Here is a 19,549-nt window from a genome sequence, read left to right as displayed (position 1 = left end):
CACCTCAGCATACAGGCAGAGCTTCAAGGCCCGCTGCCAATGTAGGCTAATAGCTCGCCAGCTTGATCTTCAGCACCTGCGGCAATGTCGTGAGGTTGAGGCCGCTACCGGTCTGATCGCCGTTCCAGACGCGGTCGAAGATCCATCGACCATCCTGAAAATGCCCTTCCTCGACCCTGGCGAGCATGAACCGTTCGTCCTTTGCCGAGCCGAACCGGACGCGCACGCGGTGCCCGACGAGGAGGAACTCGTTCGCCGACAATTGCGCGATCACCGCGCCGCCATCCGGGACTGCGCGATCGGGTACCGGATCGGCCTTGCCCAGCCAGCTGTCACCGACCGTTCCCATCTGCCACTCGCCATAGGTGAATGTCGCCGTCCAGCGACCGCCCAGCTGCAACGTTTCGGGTCTGCGATCATCGGCCTCGCCCGCCCCCCAGACCTTGTTCTCAAACGATATTCTAGCCCATTCTCGCGCCATCGGGGCAAATTGACGGTAATGGACCGCAAAGTTGTCGACGGTTTGGGCATTCACGACCCTTGCCCCTAGCGGGTAGTTCGAGAACCCTGAGTAATCCAAGCCGAACGGCGCAAAGCCGATGCCCTGCCGGCCAAGGACATCGTAAAAATGCCGTGCATAGCCCTTGTCACTGCCAATTTCGGGAACAAACAAGGCATTATCCGCACGTCCGTATTGGTCCAGCGTCTTGCGAACCCTTGCACTATCGCGGTCATAAATGTCCGGCGCGATGGCATCGATAGAGGGCGCCGCGGTCTTCCAGACGTCCAGAACGTTCCATGTCGGACCACCGGAGGAGTAAGTAAACGGATCCTGGTATTTGAAAGGATCGCGCAATGCGGCGTTGACGTACATCGGTAGCGCAAGCGCGCGCTTGCCGGCGGCTGCGACCTCGTCGACGTACCGGGCAATATGCCAAGCGTGGAAATATTCGTCGGCTTCCTTGCCGAATGCTTCACGCCAGGTCCCGGGCTTGGCGCGCATCGCCTTGACCAACTCGGCCGGCGCTGGCTGGTTGAACAGCCGCTGCGCCGTGGGCGAAAAATCCCGCACCGCGCTGTACGTGCCGGTCTCATTCTCGACCTGGACCATGATGACACTATGGTCCTGATCAACGGCCTTAAGGTGCTGCAAGAGGGCAACGAACGCGCGCTTATCCGCTTCCAGCGTCGCCCGGAAATGCGGCGAGAGCGAGTTCTTCATCTCGCCCTTCGCATTGATGACACGCGGAAAGCGTGCGTTGTTCAGCTTCACCCATTCCGGGGCGTAGTCCGGGTTGTTGTTCTTCCACGTACCAAACCACAGGAGGACCAACCTGACGTCGTTCGCCCGCGCCTGCTTCAACAACTCGTCGACGAAGGAGAAATCGAATTCCCCCTCGATCGGCTCAATCTGCTCCCAAGCGACCGGCATTTCCAACGTGTTGGCGTGGGCAGCCTTTATGGCGGGCCACACCGTCGGGAGTTGAGACGGGTAGTTTGCCGAATTGTTGGCCTGAACGCCAAGGATGAGGAACGGTGCACCGTCGACCATCAGCGCGTGCCGGCCTTCCTTCTCAACGAGTTGCGGAAGATCACGCGCCCACGCGGCGCTACTCATTGCGATGGTCGCGAACAGCGCCAAGGGTGAAATCAGCTTCATGCTACCCAGCATTGTCATCTCCGCGTTGACCCCGTTACCCATACGACCTTGCCGCACGATATCATTCATCTAGGGCGACTGTCGGTAACGAGCCATAGGCAGGTGTTGGCGATAGATCCTCTTGATGGGATTTATCGGGAGGACGCCCACCTTCTTGATTGTCGATCCTAATCGGGAATGCCTCCCCGATCGCAGCCCGTGCTATGCGATCCTTGAATGTGCGACAAATAGGTGTTTTTCGACACGGCAAGTCTCAGGCTTTGGCCTGTGGCTGCGGAATGACTGACATGTGCGCCTTGCTGCAGTGCAGTTGTCGCGCCAGCGAATGACTGGTTCGGGCGCGAGCGGACCTTCACCGTGGTGCAACGGAACGGCGTGAGTTGGGGATTGCGGCGGTGGAGGCAGACCTTTTCGGTGTGAGCCCCGTTTGAAAGCTGTGCGCGCTAAATGTCGCCGTTCAGCGCGTTGATCGGTGTCCCTAAAGCCCTCTCGTTCACGCAAGCCCGCCGTCGCGCGCTACAAAGGTCCGGAGCTGGGACAAAGCTGCCGTTCCCGACGGCGGCGGCGAACGGCAGCTTCCGGCCGCTAGCTGTCGATCCGCTCCAGAGCAAAGGTGCCTTCGCTCTTGTCGAGTTCAGTCACACTCATCTTCAAGTTCGGATGAGGAAAGCTGCGCTCGATCGACCGGGGGCTCGCCGGCCTTCCGCTGCCTCGTCACTCGCGTTCACGACGGTGGCGGCCCTGTCTGGTGCCAGAACGGCATCAAGGTCCGCCTTGCTGGCGTGCAAGCGCCCGACTTCGAGAGCGCCGAGCCGTGCCGTCAAGGGAAGCCTGCCTATGTCTGTTTGGACGTCCAGGCGGCGCGCAGCCAGCGTCGTCGAGAAGCTGACACTCAACCGATCATGATCAGCCAGCCCGTCGTGAAGTCGTATCAGCGCGTTGGCGCCCGCTGCACGCTAGAAGACGGTCGTAGCCTATCCTGCGCGGTGATCGCTGCCGGCGCTGCGACGCGGTGGGATAGCTACTGGCGAAAGTATCGGATGGGAGGGTGCTTGTAGCGCCAAGCCGGAGCAACAATGGAATTATCATAGGTTACCAAATCCGCGGGGCGATCGCGATAGAGATGTCGATGGTAGCGGGCATTTCTCCAAGCCATGCGCGCTATCGCATAACGGGCGGCCCGTCTGACGCCCGCCCTCGATCGGCCGGGCCGTCCTATACTTTTTCTATTCACCGCGCCGAGATGGGGCGGGGCAATTCGCGCGTTACCGGCGGTAGGCTCAGTGCGGCACCAGTTCTTGCCCACACCGGCGAGCAGTTTGTATATCGTGGGAACATTCGGCGGCGTGATCCTTTCGGTCCAAACAGCGCCATATCGCATCCGCATGCGAAGCGGCCCCATCACGGAATAGTATATTGGACGATCAGGGACGCGACGCGACCAACCCGTGGCAAATGCCCGTCCCTGCGTGGATCGCAGTCGCAAAGCGGACATGGGCGGAGACCAGTGGGGATAACATTGGGCTGATCGCAGCCGGTGTTGCATTCTACGGATTTCTAGCACTGGTGCCGCTCTTGGGCGCAATAGTTCTCGTGTATGGGATCGCGGCCGAACCGACGACAGTGATGCGCGACATGACGCAATTGACCTCCGTGATGCCAGCCGATGTAGCGAAGCTCGTCGGCGAACAGCTGATGAACGTGGTCGAGACTTCGGACGGCAAGAAGGGCCTAGGGCTACTGCTGGCGCTCGGACTGGCGTTGTTCGGCGCTCGGAACGGTGCCGGTGCGGTAATCACCGCGCTTAATGTCGCTTACGAGGAAGAGGAAAAGCGCGGTTTCGTGCACGTAAACCTCCTGGCGCTGGGGATGACGGCGGCGGCTGTCGGCGTAGCGATGCTGGCCTTGGTGGCGATTGCGGCGCTCGGACATCTTGAGAGCCTTATCCCCAACGCTCCCCAATTTGTGCTGATCGTGGGCAAGATCGCGGCATACGCAGCTCTCGCCTCGGCGGGTGCTGGCGGTGCAGCGACGCTCTATCGCTATGGCCCTTCGCGGGCGCGAGCACGCTGGGTCTGGCTTACGCCAGGCTCACTCTTTGCCGCTCTGATGTGGCTCATTCTTACGATCGGCTTCGGCATCTACGTCGCCAACTTCGGCAACTATAATGCAACCTACGGCTCGCTCGGTGCCGTCGTGGTGACGCTCACCTGGCTTTATTTATCGAGCTACATCTTGCTATTTGGGGCCGAGCTCAACTCCGAGCTCGAGCATCAGACCGCTCAAGACAGCACAAGGTCAGCAGCGCCGCTAGGTGAACGAGGGGCTTGGGCCGCCGATCACGTCGCCGGTGATCCGCAATCCTCGGCGTCCGAAGCAGCGGCTCCGATCACGGCGCCAGTGCAAGTACTCAACACCCGAAATGATAGTTCAGGGTTAGCAAGCATGGTTGCAAGCCGGGTGGTCGATCAGGGCGTGAGCCTGGGTGGATCGCCGAAAATAGGGTGGATGGCGTCAGCGATGGCTACGCTTGGGTTATCCTTGCTCCGCCGTGGGCAGGGCACGCCCGGCATCGCGTTGCTGTGTGGCACCGCCGCTGTCGTCTGGCTGAGGCGCAAGCATCCCGGATCGCCTGACTATGACAGCAAAACGATGCACCGTTGACCGAGCAGCCGTTGGCTTACTTGCGGCGTGGGGGGCGAGTTGAGGCCACCCCACCCTAAGCTGAATAGCAATTCGGGCCCTCACAATCTTGTCCGCGTTCGACAAGCAATTGCGTTGTGGCGTTTCGATCAACCGCACGGGAGAAGAGATAGCCTTGACCAAGAACGCAACCGGCGCCCCGTAAAAGGTCGGCTTGATTTTCTGTCTCGACACCTTCTGCGATGACGCGGATGTCCAGCTTCCGCGCTATTTGAAGCAAGCCTTCCACGATGGCCATACTGGCGTTGCCGACAGCGAGGCGATCGACGAAGCTCTTGTCGATTTTAATGATGTCCACCGGCACGGTCAGCAGGTGCGTCAGCGAGGCGTACCCTGTCCCGAAATCGTCGAGCGCAACCCGCAGGCCTTTAGCGCGCAGCGCCTCGACTGCACTTTGCACCGAGCCATCGTCGTCGCCCATGTAGACGGTTTCCGTAACCTCAATGATAACGTGCTTCAAAGGCACACCTGCGTGTTCGAATGCGGTCGCGAGCATCGTGTCAAATGTGCCGCCATGCATGTCCGCGGACGAGACGTTGATGCCAACGTGCTGAAATGGGATGCCCATTTCGAGCCAGGCGCGGACGTCTGCCGCGACAAGCTTTACCATTCGCTCTGTCAGAGCCCTTGCGACATGCAGGTCCTTCATCGCTTCCTGAAAGTCGCCCGCCGAGATAATCTGTTTTCCCAGCCGCATCCTGCACAATGCTTCAAGCCCAACGATCTCGCGGGTATCCAGCCGAACGACAGGTTGATAAAAGGCCTCGATCCGGTCCTCGCGCAGCGCTGCGTCCACCTCGCGAATATGGTCAAGGCGGCGGGTAATGTTTGTTCCGAGCCCCGGCCAATACCGCACAAAGCCACCGCGTTCGTTTTCTTTGGCGTGGTAAAGTGCAAAGTCCGCATTCTGGCGGACCCGTTCCGCGACACGGTCGCCCGCCGACAGCAGTGCACCACCGATCGTAGCACGCGGGACGACGATATGGCCGCCGCACTCCGCAGGTTCCGCCAGCGCTTTCAAGACCCGTTCCGCAGTCTGCTCCAAATTATGTAGCTCTTCCGGCGCTTGTAGCAGGATAGCGAACTCGTCGCCCCCGACACGAAAAGCGTGTCGGGTTGCGGCCTCTGACGCTAACCGAGCGCCGGCAGTCTGCAGAAGGCAGTCACCCGCCTGATGACCAAAGGTATCGTTCACATACTTAAGGTTATCGAGATCGAGGACCAGCAGCGCCCAATGCCCTGGCTCATCGCAATTGAGCGCCGCTAAGGCGACGTCAAACGCTGCCCTATTGGCCAGGCCAGTGAGTGCGTCAGTGTAGGCGCGTCGCTCATGTTCGATGACGCGCTGGTGCCGCTCAAGAGCGATGACGCATAGGTGCACACAGCGCCGAACGATCCTCCTTTCCAGCGCCGTCGGGCCTCGACACTCGCGATAGTAAAAGGCAAAGGTGCCGATGGCTTCGTCGGCCGCATTAAGGATGGGCCTGGACCAGCATGCGCGTAGTCCCAAGGGAAGAGCCAACTGCTTAAAGGCTGCCCATCTGGGATCGTTTGCGATGTCGGTGACCGTTACCTCTTCGCCAAGAAAGGCTGCCGTCCCGCAAGACCCGGTGTTGGGACCGACGGGTAACCCGTCCAGTGCCGCCGAATACTCCGGTGCGAGGCTCGGCCCGGCCAAGGGATGGAGCAAGCCCGCCCGATCGACCGTAAGCACTGAGCACATCGCGCCAGGTGAGAGCTTTTCGGCTTCCAGACACATGCGCTCCACGGTGTCCACCAACGGCTCGCCCGTCGCAATCATCTCAAGAATGGCATTTTGAAGCTTTAACACGGTCTTCGACCTGACGTCGGCTAAGGGCATTGTCGTTGAATAGGGCCCGCCGGGTAAATAGGCAGAAATTCTTAACAACTTCATCCACTATTCTACATGCTGAGGCGAGCTGCTTATACTGATGCTCTAACCATATTGCGGCCGTTCGGGCTTATACCTGTTGGTGTGAAAGAGCGCGGTCAGCGCTGAAAAAAGCGCCACCGTCCAGCCACGTCGAGGCCACCCGCATCCCACCGCGAGCAGGGTCATAGTAATCTGGTCATGCGAACGGCGAGCAGTGGTGTCTTGCGATCGAAAGCATGAACTAAGATCAGACCGAAAGTGGCCGAAACACGCTTTACCGTTCTGAATAAAGTATGATGTAGGTTAATAGCTGCGGCAATCTGGTCGGTATATTAAGGTAATACTTGAATCCACTTTCGACTTCATAGGGTTGCAATATGGACTGGCCGACTGTGACGAGGTAGAAAAATTACTTAGACAGCAAGCGACGCTTGCGACGTTTGGTGAACTCGCATTGTGTTCGGAAAATATCGACCAAATTTTGCATGAGGCTTGCCGTCTCGTGGGCGAGGCACTTGGGACCGATCTGGCAGCGGTGATGGAGCTGCAGGACGATGGATCGTCTCTTCTCGTTAGGGCAGGTGTCGGCTGGAACCCCGGTGTCGTAGGACACACCTCGCTGAAGACGGAAAAGGGCTCTTCGGAAGGGCACGCGCTTGCCACGGGCGTCCCCGTCATTTCGGAAGACATCCGTTGCGAGATGCGCTTCAAGTTTGCTGACTTCCTGACGGACAATGGCGTAGTTGCGTTGGTTAACGTGATCATCATCGGAGGGCCTGGCAAACCGCCCTTTGGTGTACTTCAGGTCGATAGTCGAGCCATCCGCAAATTCGATCAGAACGACATACCGTTCCTTCGTACATACGCTAATCTTCTGGCTGCCGCGATCGACCGGCTGCAGATTTTGAGCAGCGACGGCTTGAACAGCATACGCTGGAGGCCAGCGAGGCCCGCTATCGTTCCCTCGTGGAGGGTATTCCGCAACTGATCTGGCGGGCGACGGATAAAGGTGACTGGACTTGGTGCAGCGCCCAATGGATGGCGTATACGGGCCAGTCGCAAAATGAAAGCCATGCAGCGGGTTGGCTCGAGGCATTGCATCCAGAGGACCGCGCGGCCGCCCAAGATTCCTGGAAGGAAGCCGTTTCCAGCAACAGCTTTGAAATAGAGTATCGGATCTACAATGTCGGTCGGGACAGCTACCGCTGGTTCCAAACCAGGGCGACCTCCGTGTTTGGAAATAACGGGCAGATCATCGAATGGCTCGGCACCTCGACAGACATTCACCATTTGCGTCAGCTTCAGGCTCAACAGAAAATTCTCGTCGCAGAACTGCAGCACAGGACGCGCAATCTTCTGTACGTCGTCCAGGAGATTGCAGGGCAGCTTATCGGAATGAGCACTTCGCTCAGTGATTTCGAGACCCGCTTCCAAGACCGACTGGCCGCTTTATCGCGCGTTCAAGGGCTCATATCGCGTGCTGAGCACGAGCCAATCACCATCGGCCGGCTGATCCAGATGGAGTTGGAGGCGCTCGGTGCTACGCTGGCAAGTGACCGGATAGCGTTGAACGGCCCAGAGGTGCAGATGGATAGCGCTGTCGTCCAGACAATGGCATTGGCGATCCATGAGTTGGCGACAAATGCGCGCAAATATGGGGCACTTGCAACTCCACATGGCTTTTTGTTCGTCACCTGGCGGGTTCACGAAGGAGCTCCGAGGAACCTTTGGCTAGAATGGATCGAACGTGGCATTATGGGCAACCGGGGTTCATCGACTGGGCAACATCGGGGATTCGGCCGACAGCTGATCGAAGATGCTTTGCCCTACCAGTTTGGGGCAAGCACTAGCCTCACAATATCGCAAGATGAGGTCGTATGTATCGTCAACCTCCCGCTGGATAGTTAAAAGGGATATTGTCATCAAGCTGTCGGCAGACATCCGCGACTTGCATGTCCTCATTGTCGAGGACGAGTATTTCTTGGCCAAGAAGTTGACCGACGCGCTTGGCCAGCTAGGTGCTCACGTCGTCGGCCCATTTGGGAGTGTCAAAGACGCCTTGAAGTGCGTGGCGGCCAAGGGGCGTATCGATGCGGCCGTGCTGGATCTAAACCTTGCTGGCGAGATGACCTACGGCATCGCGGATGCCCTTCGCGCGAGAGGTGTCCCGTTTGTTCTGACGACGGGCTACGACGAATGGAGTATATTGGAGTCGTATCGAGACATTCCTCGATGCACGAAGCCGTTCACGTTGCCTCAGTTGCTTAACGCGCTTAGCCTGCCTAATGAGCCCTAGGGAGATCAAAATTCGCTGACGTGGATCCAGTTCGTGGGGTGGGCAGCTTGTTGCTGTAGCTCCTCGGCCAACAAGTACTCGTCTTCCACGACGAGGATATGGCGTCCTGCAAGGCTGTGTTCCGGCATGCGCCGTCTCCCTTGTGCTCGCCGATACCGGCATCGAAATCGTACAATGAACGCCATCGGACTCGAAGACGTACGATGTCGTTGCGCGCAACTGATGCGGCAGCGCCTTCTCGATCAGTTCGCGTCCCTGACCGGTGTACGCGGCGCTGACCCGACGGGTGGCATCTCGACGCCACGTTCTCGCCAATCGATGTGCAGCCACGGCTTACGGCCTTCGCCGAATTCCTCCATCGACCATGTGATGTCCAGATGCCCTGCCGGCTGCCCGAGCGCGCCATATATGACCGCATTGGTCGCCAGCTCATGCAATGCCATGGCTAGGGTCTGCACCGTCGACGAGGCTTCCGGTCGGTGTGAGATAAACCGAAATCTGCTTCTGACACTGCCAACGCCTAAGGCTGACCAGCGACAACCCGACCCATTGCGGCCGGTCAAAGCGAAGTTGGCCGGCGGCCACAGCCCGTTAGCGAATGACGGCTATTGTGGCTCAGCAAGAGAGCAAAGCACGGCCAGGAAGAGGGCGCTTTGCCGATGGTCGGCTTGGAGGGAGACAAACGTCCACTTCTGGTAGAAGCTGCCGTCTAGGAATGGCCTCGGGATCGTCTGCAAGTGGTCGACTGTCGTTGCCGCCCGGAAGACCCAATGCCGGACACTCAGCCCCGCCCGGTCAGCTCTCGAAAGCGGACGTTCGTTAATCTTGACCGTACGACGGCTTGGCAACGCACCAATCGCGCCGACGCCTGCTGGCAGACGCGCTCGCCTTACGTTCTGTACCAACACGGCAGCGGAGACTAGCGGCACTATGCTGGTCACCTGCCAATCGGATGTCTCTCGGCTAACGCGAATGGCCGTTATCACTAGAAATGCCATTTCAGCGTAACGGCCGCGGCAGGCACCGTCGCGACCGGGGTCTCATGTTGGATCACGTGCACAACCGTTTCCGTGTTGAGCGGTCCCGTGAAGCTGGCGCGCAAGGGTATCGCCTCGAACCCGCTGCTATCGGCAACCCAGATCTGCATATTTTTTGGCGCGCACACGACGACGTCGTCCGATTGGCCACGATCCGCACAGCTTGCCTCGCGGACCGTCACATTTGCCAAATCGAATCCCTCGATACCCGCAAGGATGGGGGCAGGATCACCCGCAACGGCCAAGGCGGCGACCAGGGCAGCAATCATCCGTTTTCCCCTCCAAATCGGCGATCACCAGCGAATCTTGCAGCCGCCGTCTTGGACGGCAGCGTCGGCGGCAAGACGTATCGCGGCTGCAGGGTCCTTGATCTGGGCAAGTTCCGGCAATTCGACGCGAATATGCTCACGCCCAGCGTGCCACTGCCGCCGCCACCAGCGGTTACCACCGCGCGTATCGACAGATGGCAGCCAAATTCGGGCACGGCGCAGCAACTCATCAGGCGGGATCAAGTCTTCTCCCGCGGCAAGCGCATGCGACAGGTCCTTGGCCAGATCGACATTGGGGACTGCGGCCATGCCGCTTGCGCGCTGTTCGAGCTCCTGGATTACCCCCTGCTTGGCCGCGCTCCATTCCTGGTCGGAGAAACCGATCGTCGCGAGATCGCAGGTCATTTTCCGCAATCCGGCAACCGCCGGCCGCCACGCATCGCCAGCAAAATTGTCCCACACCATGATCTGCCGGTGGCCCTGCTCGCCATTCTCGACAAACACCCCGACCTTGCCTGTCGGCCCCGCCGGTTGCACGAGCGCTAGGCGATCGTTGACCGCGCGCGTCGCCAGTAGGTCCATCAGCATTCTCGCCGCCTGCTCATCTCGTGAGGCGGGCGGCGACGGGGTCGGCGTTACCACAGTGATCAGCGCAGTCCTGCGCCCCTGTGGCAACGCCGAAAAGCTGATCGGCTGGATGCGGTCGGCTTGGAAAACGGGTGCCGGTGATGCGGCAGTCGCCGCTTCGCCCCGCCAGTTACCAAACCGCTGTTCAATAAGCATCTTCACCTGGGTGACATCGACGTTCCCCACGACGACGATCATCATCTTTTCCGGCCGATACAGCCGACGATAGAGGCCACGAATGGTCTCGACGCTCGCGGTCGGCACATCGTCGGAATTCTGCGCATCGATCATGTCGTTTGGCGACCGCGGCGCAACCGCCGCGATGTAACTGGCATAAATGTCGTTGCCGGGCTTCCGCCCGGCCATTTCGCGCATCACGTCCGCCCGCTGATCGTCGACCGCGTCAGCCCGGAAGGTCAGGTCCGTAGCAGCCTCGCGGAACAGGTCTAGCAGCGTTCCGAGATCGGCCGCCTTCGTGGTTCGCGTCGACAGGAAGTAGTTCGTCTCGCGCCAGGAGGTCGTGCCGGCCGAGGGCGCCGGAAAGGTCAGCGGCAGGCCAATCCGGATGAAATGCCGCAGTTCGTCCGGCGCGCGGGTCGTCGGGCTGACCAGAAACAGATGCTCGATCAAATGTGCCAGCCCGCGCTCGCCCGGCCGCCGCTCGGCAATGAACCCGCCCTCGTTGCGCATCAGCAAACCTAGCCCGGGCTCGTTGCCGGTGCGCGGCAGGATCGCGAACCGCATACCGTTCTCGAGCCGCCCCGCCACCACGGCCCGCCAGTTGCCATGCGGTATTGACGCCTCATGCGCTTGCGACGCCGCCTTATCGGCGGTTTTTGTCTCGTTTGCGTGGGCGGAGGGCATGAGAGCGCTCATGGCCAGGAGGGTCGGGCGCAGTGAACGCCAAGAATTTTGCAGCATCTGTTAAAGTTGCCCTCGGTTACGAACGTGGGTCCGAGGATGAGCGATGTTTACGGCGATAAGGTGGCTAGTTTAAGGTTTCCGATGCGCAGCCTTGCTCCTACTCTGACCACACTATTTGGTGTGTCCATGCCCATGTCAGTTCCACGCAATCGAAAGGCGACCTGACTGAACACGCGCGGTGAAGATAGTTTGCGCGGCACGCCAACGTCGTTGCAGGTCGGTAAGGTGGCGCGTCGACCCAATCCCCGCCATTCACGGCGCCTATCCGCCTCAACTTCCGACGTTCCCTCATCTGTGCGTCATCGCTCGTGACGCCGCCGGAAAGGCGACAATTGGGACTTTTCGGCCATTCCTGCAGCCAGGGTCGAATGGCAGCCTCAGCCGGAAGCCGACATTCACGATTTTGGCCATTGAACGGCACTAAAAGAGCAGGAAAGGCCGATAGGCGACCTGCAGGTTTCGGGAAGTGCTCGCAGTCTAACTGCAGTTCGCGCGGTCCTGGCGAGGATCGACGTGCCGGCGTGCAAATCCTGACGAGCCAAGCGTTTGGCCAAATTGGAGGCACTCCTAACCCGGGAAGTTTATCGTTGCGCTTACACTCGGCGCGGCAAGGCGATCTCCACCATCAGTCCGCCTGTCGCGGCGGGTATAGCCTGAATAGATCCGCCATGCCGCTCGACGGCATATTTGGCGATCGCCAGCCCTAGACCAAAGCCGGCAATGTCAATGCCATCGGCATCGACCCGCTTGAACGGCTCGAAGATGTCCGCCAGCATTTCGGTGGGAACGCCGCTTCCGTGATCGCTGATACGCACCACTGCCTGGCGATCGCTGACCTCGGCGGCAATATCCACGTACGCGTTCACCGGTGAGAATTTGACGGCGTTGCGGATGACGTTCTCGATGGCGCGGTACAGCAGATCCCCATTGCCGATCGTTACGAACGGCGCGACCGGCGCATACCGTATTACGCACCCTTTCGCCTGGCCTTCAAAATTGGCGTCGTCGACGATCGCGCTAAGCAGATCCATCAGGTCGACCGGACTGACGGGGAATTCGGCCGCACTGGATTTAAGTCGTGCCAGCGTGAGCAATTCCTCGATCAGTCGGTTGAGCCGGTCCGCTTCGCGCTCGATACGCAAGAGCATGTCGGGAACCTTGTCCGGAGACTGGCGCAGCAAACCGATCGCCATCTGCAAACGCGTCAGCGGGGAGCGCAACTCGTGCGACACGTCATGGAACAGCCGTTCCTGCGCCGCCAACACCTGCTGAAGCTGCGCGGCCATGCCATCGAACTCACGCGTGAGATCGGCTATTTCGTCCCGACGAGTGCCGACCAGCGGATTAACGCGCGTCGCCAGATGTCCTGCTGCGATGGCACGAAAGCCGCGGCTGAGATGCGTGATCGGGCGCGCCAGATACCAGGCAAGCCCGGCGCTGAAAATCAGGCTGACGACGGTTCCGATCAGCAGCGGCATTGTGCGGTTAAACGGAAGCGCGTCGAACATCGCACGCTCGGCCACATCCGGTCGAGCGAACGCGAACAAGCTGGCGCCGATCAGGAACGACGTGCCGCTCGCCAGCAGGAAGGCAATGAACAACTTCCAGAACAGTCGGCCAGGGCGCCGCGGCGCAAAACGCGGCATCATTCGCACGCCAATTGGTAGCCTTGGCCCCGAATGCCGAGGATCCAGGGCTGGCCATCGCTGCGAGGCCCGAGCTTCTGGCGGATGCTGCTGATGTGCACGTCGATGCTGCGATCATAAGCAGTGAGCGCGCGGCCGAGCGCGTTCAGCGACAATTGCTGCTTGCCGACGATATGCCCGGCATTACGCGCCAGCTCCTCGAGCAGGCTGAACTCGGTGCCCGTCAGATCGAGCACGGCGCCATGCCATTCCGCGCGGCGCTTGCCCGGCATCAAGGTCAGCGGGCCGGCCACGATCGGATCGCCCGGGTAGTTGTCGCGATTGCTGGAGACGCGGCGTAGGATTGCGCGCATCCGCGCCACGAGTTCGCCGGCGGAACAGGGTTTGGGGACATAATCGTCGGCGCCCAGATCGAGTCCAGAAATGCGATCGATATCGTCGCCGCGTGCCGTCAGCAGCAGTACCGGCACGTCGCTCGCGCGGCGGATGCGGCGCAATACCTCGATACCCGACAAGCGCGGCAGCATCACGTCGAGGACCACCAAATCGTATTTGCCCGAAAGCGCTTCGGTCTCGCCGGTCTGCCCGTCATGCACGGCAAACGCACCCAGGCCTTCCCCGGCGAGAAATTCGGTCAGCATCGCGGTCAGTTCGCGATCGTCGTCGATCAGCAGGATTTCGGGCATTCGTTCGAGCAAAGCCTTTTTGTTTTTCATCGTCATGCACCCACACGAGCGCATCGTAGGTGCACCTTTACATACCTGAACACACCATTTTCCTAACTTTACACGAGGCGCGAACAACCAGACATGCGACTGGGCTAAGCGGCAGGAATCATGACCAGCCCGCCCTCCGCCTCCCGCAACTTCCGCTCTCTTTGCTGGCCGGCGCTGCTCGCTACGGCGGTGCTGGCGGGCTGTACCGTCGGCCCGGATTACCGACGTCCGCAGGTTGGCATGCCAGCCGCGTGGGTGGCCCCTGTGCCGCACGGCGCAACCGTGAGCGCGCTCGGCGGCTGGTGGCGGCGGTTCGACGATCCCGTCATGCTGACGTTGCAGGATCAGGCCGAGGCGTCCAGCCCGACGCTCGACCAGGCCGTCGCCCGCATCCTGCAGGCGCGCGCGACGCTGGACACCAATCGCGCGCAGGGCGCCCCGACGGCGAACGTCGGCGCATCCTATACCGAAAGCGGCCAGCGGAGCAGCTCCGGCACGCAAAGCGTGCAATTCTCGTCAGGCGGTTTCCAGCCGAGCGCCGACGCCAGTTGGACGTTGGATCTGTTCGGCAAGATCCGCCGTAACAGCGAGGCCGCCCGCGCGCGGATCGAGGCGCGCGGCGACGATCTGGCCAATGCTCGTATCGCACTCGCCGCAGAAGTGGCGGATCATTATGTGCAGTATCGCGGCTGCGAGCAACTCGCCGATCTCTACGATCAGCAAGCGAAATCGCAGAACGAGACCGCTCGGCTGACTCGCATCACGGAGCGCGCGGGCTTCACGTCGCCCGCCGATGCCGAGCTCACCGATGCCAGCGCCGCCACCGTTCGCGCGAGCTACACCGACCAACGCGCGCAGTGCGATCTGCTGGTGAAGAGCCTGACCTCGCTCACCGGATCGCCCGAAGCCAAGCTGCGCGCGACGCTAGCGCCCGGCACGGGCCATTTGCCGATGCCGACGATACTGAACGTCGCCACACTGCCCGCCGATCTGGTGCGCCAGCGCCCCGACATCGCGGCGAGCGAGCGCGAGCTCGCCGCGTCGAGCGCCGAGATCGGCGCTGCGACCGCCGATCTATATCCCAGCCTGTCGCTCTCGGGATCGATCTCCGCCGGCGGCGGACTGACGCAATGGTCGTTCGGGCCATCGGTCAGCTTGCCGATCCTCGATGGCGGCAAGGCGCGCGCTGGCGTGCGCAGTGCACGCGCCGCCTACAAACTCCAGTTCGCGACCTATCGCGAGAGCGTCCGCGCCGGCATTCTCGAGGTCGAACAGGCGCTGGTCCGACTACAGTCGACGCGCGCGCGCGACGCCGACCTCGCGCGCTCGGCACGAGGCTATGCCGCCAGTTTCGCCGCGATCGACCGACAGCGCCAAGTCGGCTCGGTCAGCATGATCGAGCGCGAAAGCGCGCGGCGCAACGCGCTCGAGGCGCAGCGGACGTTGGTCGACCTGCGGCAGACGCAGGTGCGCGCGTTGATCGCGCTCTACAAGGCACTGGGCGGCGGCTGGGAAGCCGGCGTCATCTCGATTGGAATCCTGAAATGATGCGCTTTTCATCCCATGCGGCGCTGGTCGCTTGCGCGCTGGTGCTGACCGGCTGCAGCGGCAGCAAGGACGCCGCCGCGACCAAGGATACGCCGGCGAGCCTGACCGTGACGGTGGTCCGCCCGCAGCAGCTTTCGTGGCCGCGCCTGCTGGGCGCGAACGGCAATTTGCAGCCGTGGCAGGAAGTCGTGATCAGCGCCGAGACCGGCCCCTATCGCATCGCATCCTTGAACGCCGATGTCGGCGGCCGCGTGCGCAAGGGGCAGGTGCTGGCGACACTCGCGCGCGAAACGCTGCTCGCCGATCGCGCCCGCCTGCAAGCCGCAGTGGCCGAGGCGCAGGCCAATCTCGACAAGGCCGACAGCGATGTCGCGCGCGCGCGGCAGATCGGCGACAGCGGCGCTTTGTCGGCGCAGCAAATCCAGGGCTACCGCGTCACGCAGCAGACCTCGCAAGCATCGCTCGCGGCGGCACGCGCGCAAGTCCGCGCTGCCGATGTGCAACTCGGACAGGCCAATGTGCGCGCGGCCGACGATGGCGTGGTGTCGTCGCGTACCGCCTTGCTCGGCAAGGTCGTCAATGCCGGCGACGAGCTGTTCCGCCTGGTTCGCCAGGGCATCATCGAATGGCAGGCCGAACTCGACGCGCGGCAGATCGGGGCGGTGCGCGCCGGCCAGAGCGCGCAGGTAACCTTGCCCGATGGCCAAAAGGTGACCGGCATCGTCCGCCTCGTCTCGCCCACCCTCACCAGCACCACCAGCCGCGGGATCGTCTATGTTCGGCTCGCCGCGAATTCGCCGGCGCGCGCGGGCATGTATGGCAGCGGCGTGATCGACGTCGGCTCGGGGCCGGTGCTGACCGTGCCCGACGGGGCGGTCGTGCTGCGCAACGGCAAATCCTCCGTCTATCTTCTGGGCAAGAACAACAAGGTCAAAGAAACAGCCGTGACCACCGGTCAGCGGCGCGACGGACGCACCGAGGTGAGCGGCATCGCGACCGATGCGCAGGTCGTCGCCTCGGGCGGCGCGTTCCTCAGCGACGGCGTCTCGGTCCGCGTGGTGAGTGCCGCCAAGTGAACATTTCCGCGCTGTCGATCCGGCATCCGGTGCCGGCCGTCTTGTTGTTCATCATGCTCACGATCTTCGGGATCGTCGGCTTCACCGGCCTGCAAGTCCAGAATTTTCCCGACATGGACTTGCCGACTGTCACCATCACCGCCTCGCTGGAAGGTGCGGCGCCCGAACAGCTCGAAACCGAAGTCGCGCGCAAGATCGAGGACAGGCTGACCTCGCTGCGCAAGCTCGATCACGTCACCACGACGATTACCGAGGGCACGGTCAGTATCGCGGTCTCCTTCACCATCGACAAGGATGGCAACGAGGCGGTGCAGGAGGTGCGCAACGCGGTTGATGGCGCGAAGCAGGATCTGCCCTCGGCGCTGCAGACCCCCACCGTGTCGAAGCAGACCGCCAACGGCTCGTCGATGCTGACCTACATCCTCCAGGCCAGGAACATGGACGAGCAAACGCTGTCCTGGTTCGTCGACAACGACGTGACCAAGGCGCTGCAGGCGGTGCAGGGCGTGGCCAGCGTCGCGCGTGTCGGCGGAGTCTCGCGCGCGGTCAACGTCGATCTCGATCCCGCCGCGATGGCGGGTCTCGGCGTCGCCACGGCCGACGTCAGCGCCAAGCTCAAGGCGATGCAGACCGATCAGTCGGGCGGGCGCGGCGACATCGGCACCCAGCGCCAGTCGCTGCGCACGCTGGCGGCGGTGCACGATCCGGACGAACTCGCCGCGATCAGCATCCCCACGAGCACCGGCCATCGCATAACGCTCGGCCAGATCGCGAAGATCGACGACGGGCACGCCGAACGCAGCACGCTTGCCTATCGCGACGGCAAGCCGGTGGTCGGCTTCACCGTCACCCGCTCTCTCGGCTTCGGTGACGCGGCGATTGCCGCAAAGGTGCGTGCGGCGGTGAAGAGCTTCTCCGCCCAACATCCCGAGGTCGAGATCGTCGAGGCGAGCAACACCGTCACGCCCATCATCGACAATTACGAAGGCTCGATGCATCTGCTGATCGAAGGCGCGCTGCTCGCGGTGCTGGTGGTGTGGCTGTTCCTGCGCGACTGGCGCGCGACTCTGATCTCGGCGACCGCGCTGCCACTGTCGATCATCCCGACCTTCGGCGTGATGTACCTGTTCGGCTTCACGCTCAACATGGTCTCGCTGTTGTCGATCGCGCTGGTGATCGGTATCCTCGTCGACGACGCGATTGTCGAGGTCGAGAATATCGAGCGCCACATGCGCATGCGCAAAGGGCCGGTCCAGGCGGCGACCGACGCCGCGGCCGAAATCGGTCTGGCGGTCGTCGCCACCAGCTTCACCCTGGTCGCCGTGTTCCTGCCGACCGCTTTCATGGGTGGGATTCCGGGCAAGATCTTCCGCGAATTCGGAGTGACGGCATCGGTCGCGGTGCTGTTCTCGCTGCTCGTCGCGAGGCTACTGACGCCGATGATGGCGGCCTATTTCCTACGTCCGGGCACGAAAGAGGAAAGAGACGGCACGGTCATGAAGCGCTATCTGCGCGCGATTAAGACCTCGCTCAAGCGACGGCGGATCACCGTGATCCTCGCGGCGGTGTTCCTTGCCGTTTCCTGTTCGATGATCCCGCTGCTGCCCTCGGGCTTCATTCCGGCGCAAGACAATGCGCAGTCGAGCGTGTCACTCGAACTGCCGCCTGGCAGCACGCTCAAGGAAACCGCGGCGATCACGCGCCAGGCGAGCGCGATCCTGCAGAAGATTCCGGCGGTGACGCATGTCTTCGCCTCGGTCGGCACCGCCACCAGTGGCGGCGGTCCCGATTCGTCCTCGACCGCCGCCGTCGGCAGCGCGACGCTGACCGTCGATCTGGTCGATCGCGGCGACCGGCACGACAAGCAGGCGGGCGTCGAGGCAACCATGCGCGCGGCACTAAAGGTGTTGCCGGGAACACGCGTCAGCGTCGGCGGATCGGGCAATGGCGAAGTGCTGCAGATCGTGCTCGGCGGCGACGATGGGGACTTGCTGGAACGCACCGCCGGCATCGTCGAGGCCGAGCTGCGCAGCGATGTTTCCGGCATAGGAAACGTCACCTCCAGCGCGGCACAGCAGCGTCCCGAAATCCAGCTGCGGCCTGATTACGCCCGTTCCGCTGCGCTCGGCGTGACCAGCCAGGACATTGGCGACACCGTCCGCATCGCCACCTCGGGCGACTATTCCGCCGCGCTGCCCAAGCTCAACCTGTCCGACCGGCAAGTCGATATCGTCGTCCGCATGGACCCGGCCATGCGGACCGATCCGCAAGCCTTCGGCCAATTGCGCGTCAACGGCGCCAATGGCCAAGTGGCGCTTGGCTCGATCGCCGAGATCGGCTTCGGCAGCAGCCCCTCGCAGATCGACCGGCTCGACCGCCACCGCAATGTGACGCTCTCGGTCGAGCTCAACGGTCGTCCGCTCAGCGAAGTGATGGCGGAGGCGAAGCTGTTGCCGTCGCTGAAGAACCTTCCCGCCGGCGTGAGCCTTGTCGAACAAGGCGAGTTGCAGCGCACCTCCGAGATGCTTGGCAGCTTTGGGCTGGCGATGGGGATCGGCATCTTCTGCATCTGGGCGGTGCTGGTGCTGCTGTTCCATGATTTCTTGCAACCCGCGACGATCCTGTCGGCGCTGCCGCTGTCGCTCGGCGGCGCGCTGTTCGCCTTGCTGATCTGTAACATGAGCTTTTCGATGCCGTCGGTCATCGGGCTGCTCATGCTGATGGGCGTGGTCACCAAGAATTCGATCCTGCTGGTCGAATATGCCATCATGGCGCGGCGCGATCATGGCATGTCGCGCTACGACGCGCTGATCGATGCCTGCCATAAGCGCGTCCGCCCGATCATCATGACGACGATCGCGATGGCGGCCGGCATGGCGCCGACCGCGCTCGGCTTCGGTGCCGATCCCAGCTTCCGCCAGCCGATGGCGGTGGTGGTGATCGGGGGGCTCGTCACCTCGACCGTGCTGAGCGTGCTCGTGGTGCCGGTGATCTTCACCTATGTCGACGATTTTGAGCATTGGTTGCGTAGCCGTGCCCAACGCTTTGGTAAGCGGGTTACCCTGTGAGTATAAAGAGGCAACGCTGGCTGATATCCTCGATCAGCCCCGCTCCTCGCCCTCCCGAAGCCGCCTTTGGCGCGTCCGAAAACGT

15 protein-coding genes are annotated in these 19,549 nt (G+C 61.9%); 7 read left to right on the top strand and 8 right to left on the bottom strand.

Annotated elements, in window-relative coordinates; genetic code table 11:
* Positions 1-46: 46 nt before the first annotated feature.
* Complete coding sequence (locus tag ABC969_RS09055) at positions 47-1,729, bottom strand: DUF5597 domain-containing protein (RefSeq protein WP_345864368.1); 1,683 nt, start codon at positions 1,727-1,729, stop codon at positions 47-49.
* A gap of 1,347 nt (positions 1,730-3,076) precedes the next feature.
* Here ABC969_RS09055 and ABC969_RS09050 point away from each other — a divergent pair.
* Complete coding sequence (locus tag ABC969_RS09050; RefSeq protein WP_345864367.1) at positions 3,077-4,324, top strand: YihY/virulence factor BrkB family protein; 1,248 nt, start codon at positions 3,077-3,079, stop codon at positions 4,322-4,324.
* Between the two features lie 55 nt (positions 4,325-4,379).
* Here the strand turns inward: ABC969_RS09050 and ABC969_RS09045 are convergent, their stop codons facing one another.
* Positions 4,380-6,278, bottom strand: a complete 1,899-nt coding sequence (locus ABC969_RS09045; RefSeq protein ID WP_345864366.1) for a putative bifunctional diguanylate cyclase/phosphodiesterase — start codon at positions 6,276-6,278, stop codon at positions 4,380-4,382.
* Between the two features lie 349 nt (positions 6,279-6,627).
* Between ABC969_RS09045 and ABC969_RS09040 the strand changes: the two genes are divergently transcribed.
* Genes ABC969_RS09040 through ABC969_RS09030 form a run of 3 tightly spaced genes read left to right on the top strand, consistent with a single transcriptional unit; the run spans position 6,628 to position 8,553 of the window.
* Entirely contained in the window at positions 6,628-7,245 is a 618-nt protein-coding gene (locus tag ABC969_RS09040; protein ID WP_345864365.1) for a GAF domain-containing protein, read from the top strand.
* Complete coding sequence (locus ABC969_RS09035) at positions 7,224-8,165, top strand: sensor histidine kinase (RefSeq protein WP_345864364.1); 942 nt, start codon at positions 7,224-7,226, stop codon at positions 8,163-8,165. The genes ABC969_RS09040 and ABC969_RS09035 overlap by 22 nt, the downstream gene beginning before the upstream one ends.
* Positions 8,166-8,205: 40 nt before the next feature.
* Entirely contained in the window at positions 8,206-8,553 is a 348-nt protein-coding gene (locus ABC969_RS09030; RefSeq protein WP_345864363.1) for a response regulator, read from the top strand.
* Between the two features lie 5 nt (positions 8,554-8,558).
* Here ABC969_RS09030 and ABC969_RS09025 read toward each other — a convergent pair whose 3' ends face one another.
* The 6 genes from ABC969_RS09025 to ABC969_RS09000 all read right to left on the bottom strand — a co-directional run bounded on the left by ABC969_RS09025 (position 8,559) and on the right by ABC969_RS09000 (position 13,772).
* Positions 8,559-8,681, bottom strand: coding sequence for a hypothetical protein (locus ABC969_RS09025; protein WP_345864362.1), 123 nt, complete (start codon positions 8,679-8,681; stop codon positions 8,559-8,561).
* Between the two features lie 114 nt (positions 8,682-8,795).
* Positions 8,796-8,996 (bottom strand): hypothetical protein, encoded by a 201-nt coding sequence (locus ABC969_RS09020; protein WP_345864361.1) that lies wholly within the window; start codon positions 8,994-8,996, stop codon positions 8,796-8,798.
* Positions 8,997-9,538: 542 nt separating this feature from the next.
* On the bottom strand, positions 9,539-9,859 hold the full coding sequence (locus ABC969_RS09015) for a hypothetical protein (protein WP_345864360.1): 321 nt from the start codon (positions 9,857-9,859) through the stop codon (positions 9,539-9,541).
* 24 nt (positions 9,860-9,883) lie between these two features.
* Positions 9,884-11,176: a M16 family metallopeptidase gene (locus ABC969_RS09010; RefSeq protein ID WP_345864623.1), complete on the bottom strand. Its 1,293-nt coding sequence runs from the start codon at positions 11,174-11,176 to the stop codon at positions 9,884-9,886.
* Between the two features lie 827 nt (positions 11,177-12,003).
* Complete coding sequence (locus ABC969_RS09005; protein ID WP_345864359.1) at positions 12,004-13,059, bottom strand: HAMP domain-containing sensor histidine kinase; 1,056 nt, start codon at positions 13,057-13,059, stop codon at positions 12,004-12,006.
* Positions 13,056-13,772 carry a response regulator gene (locus ABC969_RS09000; protein WP_345864358.1) on the bottom strand — a complete coding sequence of 239 codons (717 nt, stop codon included), beginning with the start codon at positions 13,770-13,772 and terminating at the stop codon, positions 13,056-13,058. The genes ABC969_RS09005 and ABC969_RS09000 overlap by 4 nt, the downstream gene beginning before the upstream one ends.
* Positions 13,773-13,892: 120 nt before the next feature.
* Between ABC969_RS09000 and ABC969_RS08995 the strand changes: the two genes are divergently transcribed.
* The 3 genes from ABC969_RS08995 to ABC969_RS08985 are packed head-to-tail and all read left to right on the top strand — an operon-like array spanning position 13,893 to position 19,464.
* On the top strand, positions 13,893-15,320 hold the full coding sequence (locus tag ABC969_RS08995) for an efflux transporter outer membrane subunit (protein ID WP_345864357.1): 1,428 nt from the start codon (positions 13,893-13,895) through the stop codon (positions 15,318-15,320).
* On the top strand, positions 15,317-16,396 hold the full coding sequence (locus ABC969_RS08990; RefSeq protein ID WP_345864356.1) for an efflux RND transporter periplasmic adaptor subunit: 1,080 nt from the start codon (positions 15,317-15,319) through the stop codon (positions 16,394-16,396). Before ABC969_RS08995 ends, ABC969_RS08990 begins: the two co-directional genes overlap by 4 nt.
* Complete coding sequence (locus ABC969_RS08985; RefSeq protein WP_345864355.1) at positions 16,393-19,464, top strand: efflux RND transporter permease subunit; 3,072 nt, start codon at positions 16,393-16,395, stop codon at positions 19,462-19,464. Before ABC969_RS08990 ends, ABC969_RS08985 begins: the two co-directional genes overlap by 4 nt.
* The last annotated feature ends 85 nt before the right edge of the window (positions 19,465-19,549 follow it).

This window comes from Sphingomonas qilianensis (assembly GCF_039614825.1).
Taxonomy (GTDB): domain Bacteria; phylum Pseudomonadota; class Alphaproteobacteria; order Sphingomonadales; family Sphingomonadaceae; genus Sphingomonas; species Sphingomonas qilianensis.
This window is presented reverse-complemented; position numbering and strand designations above follow the sequence as displayed.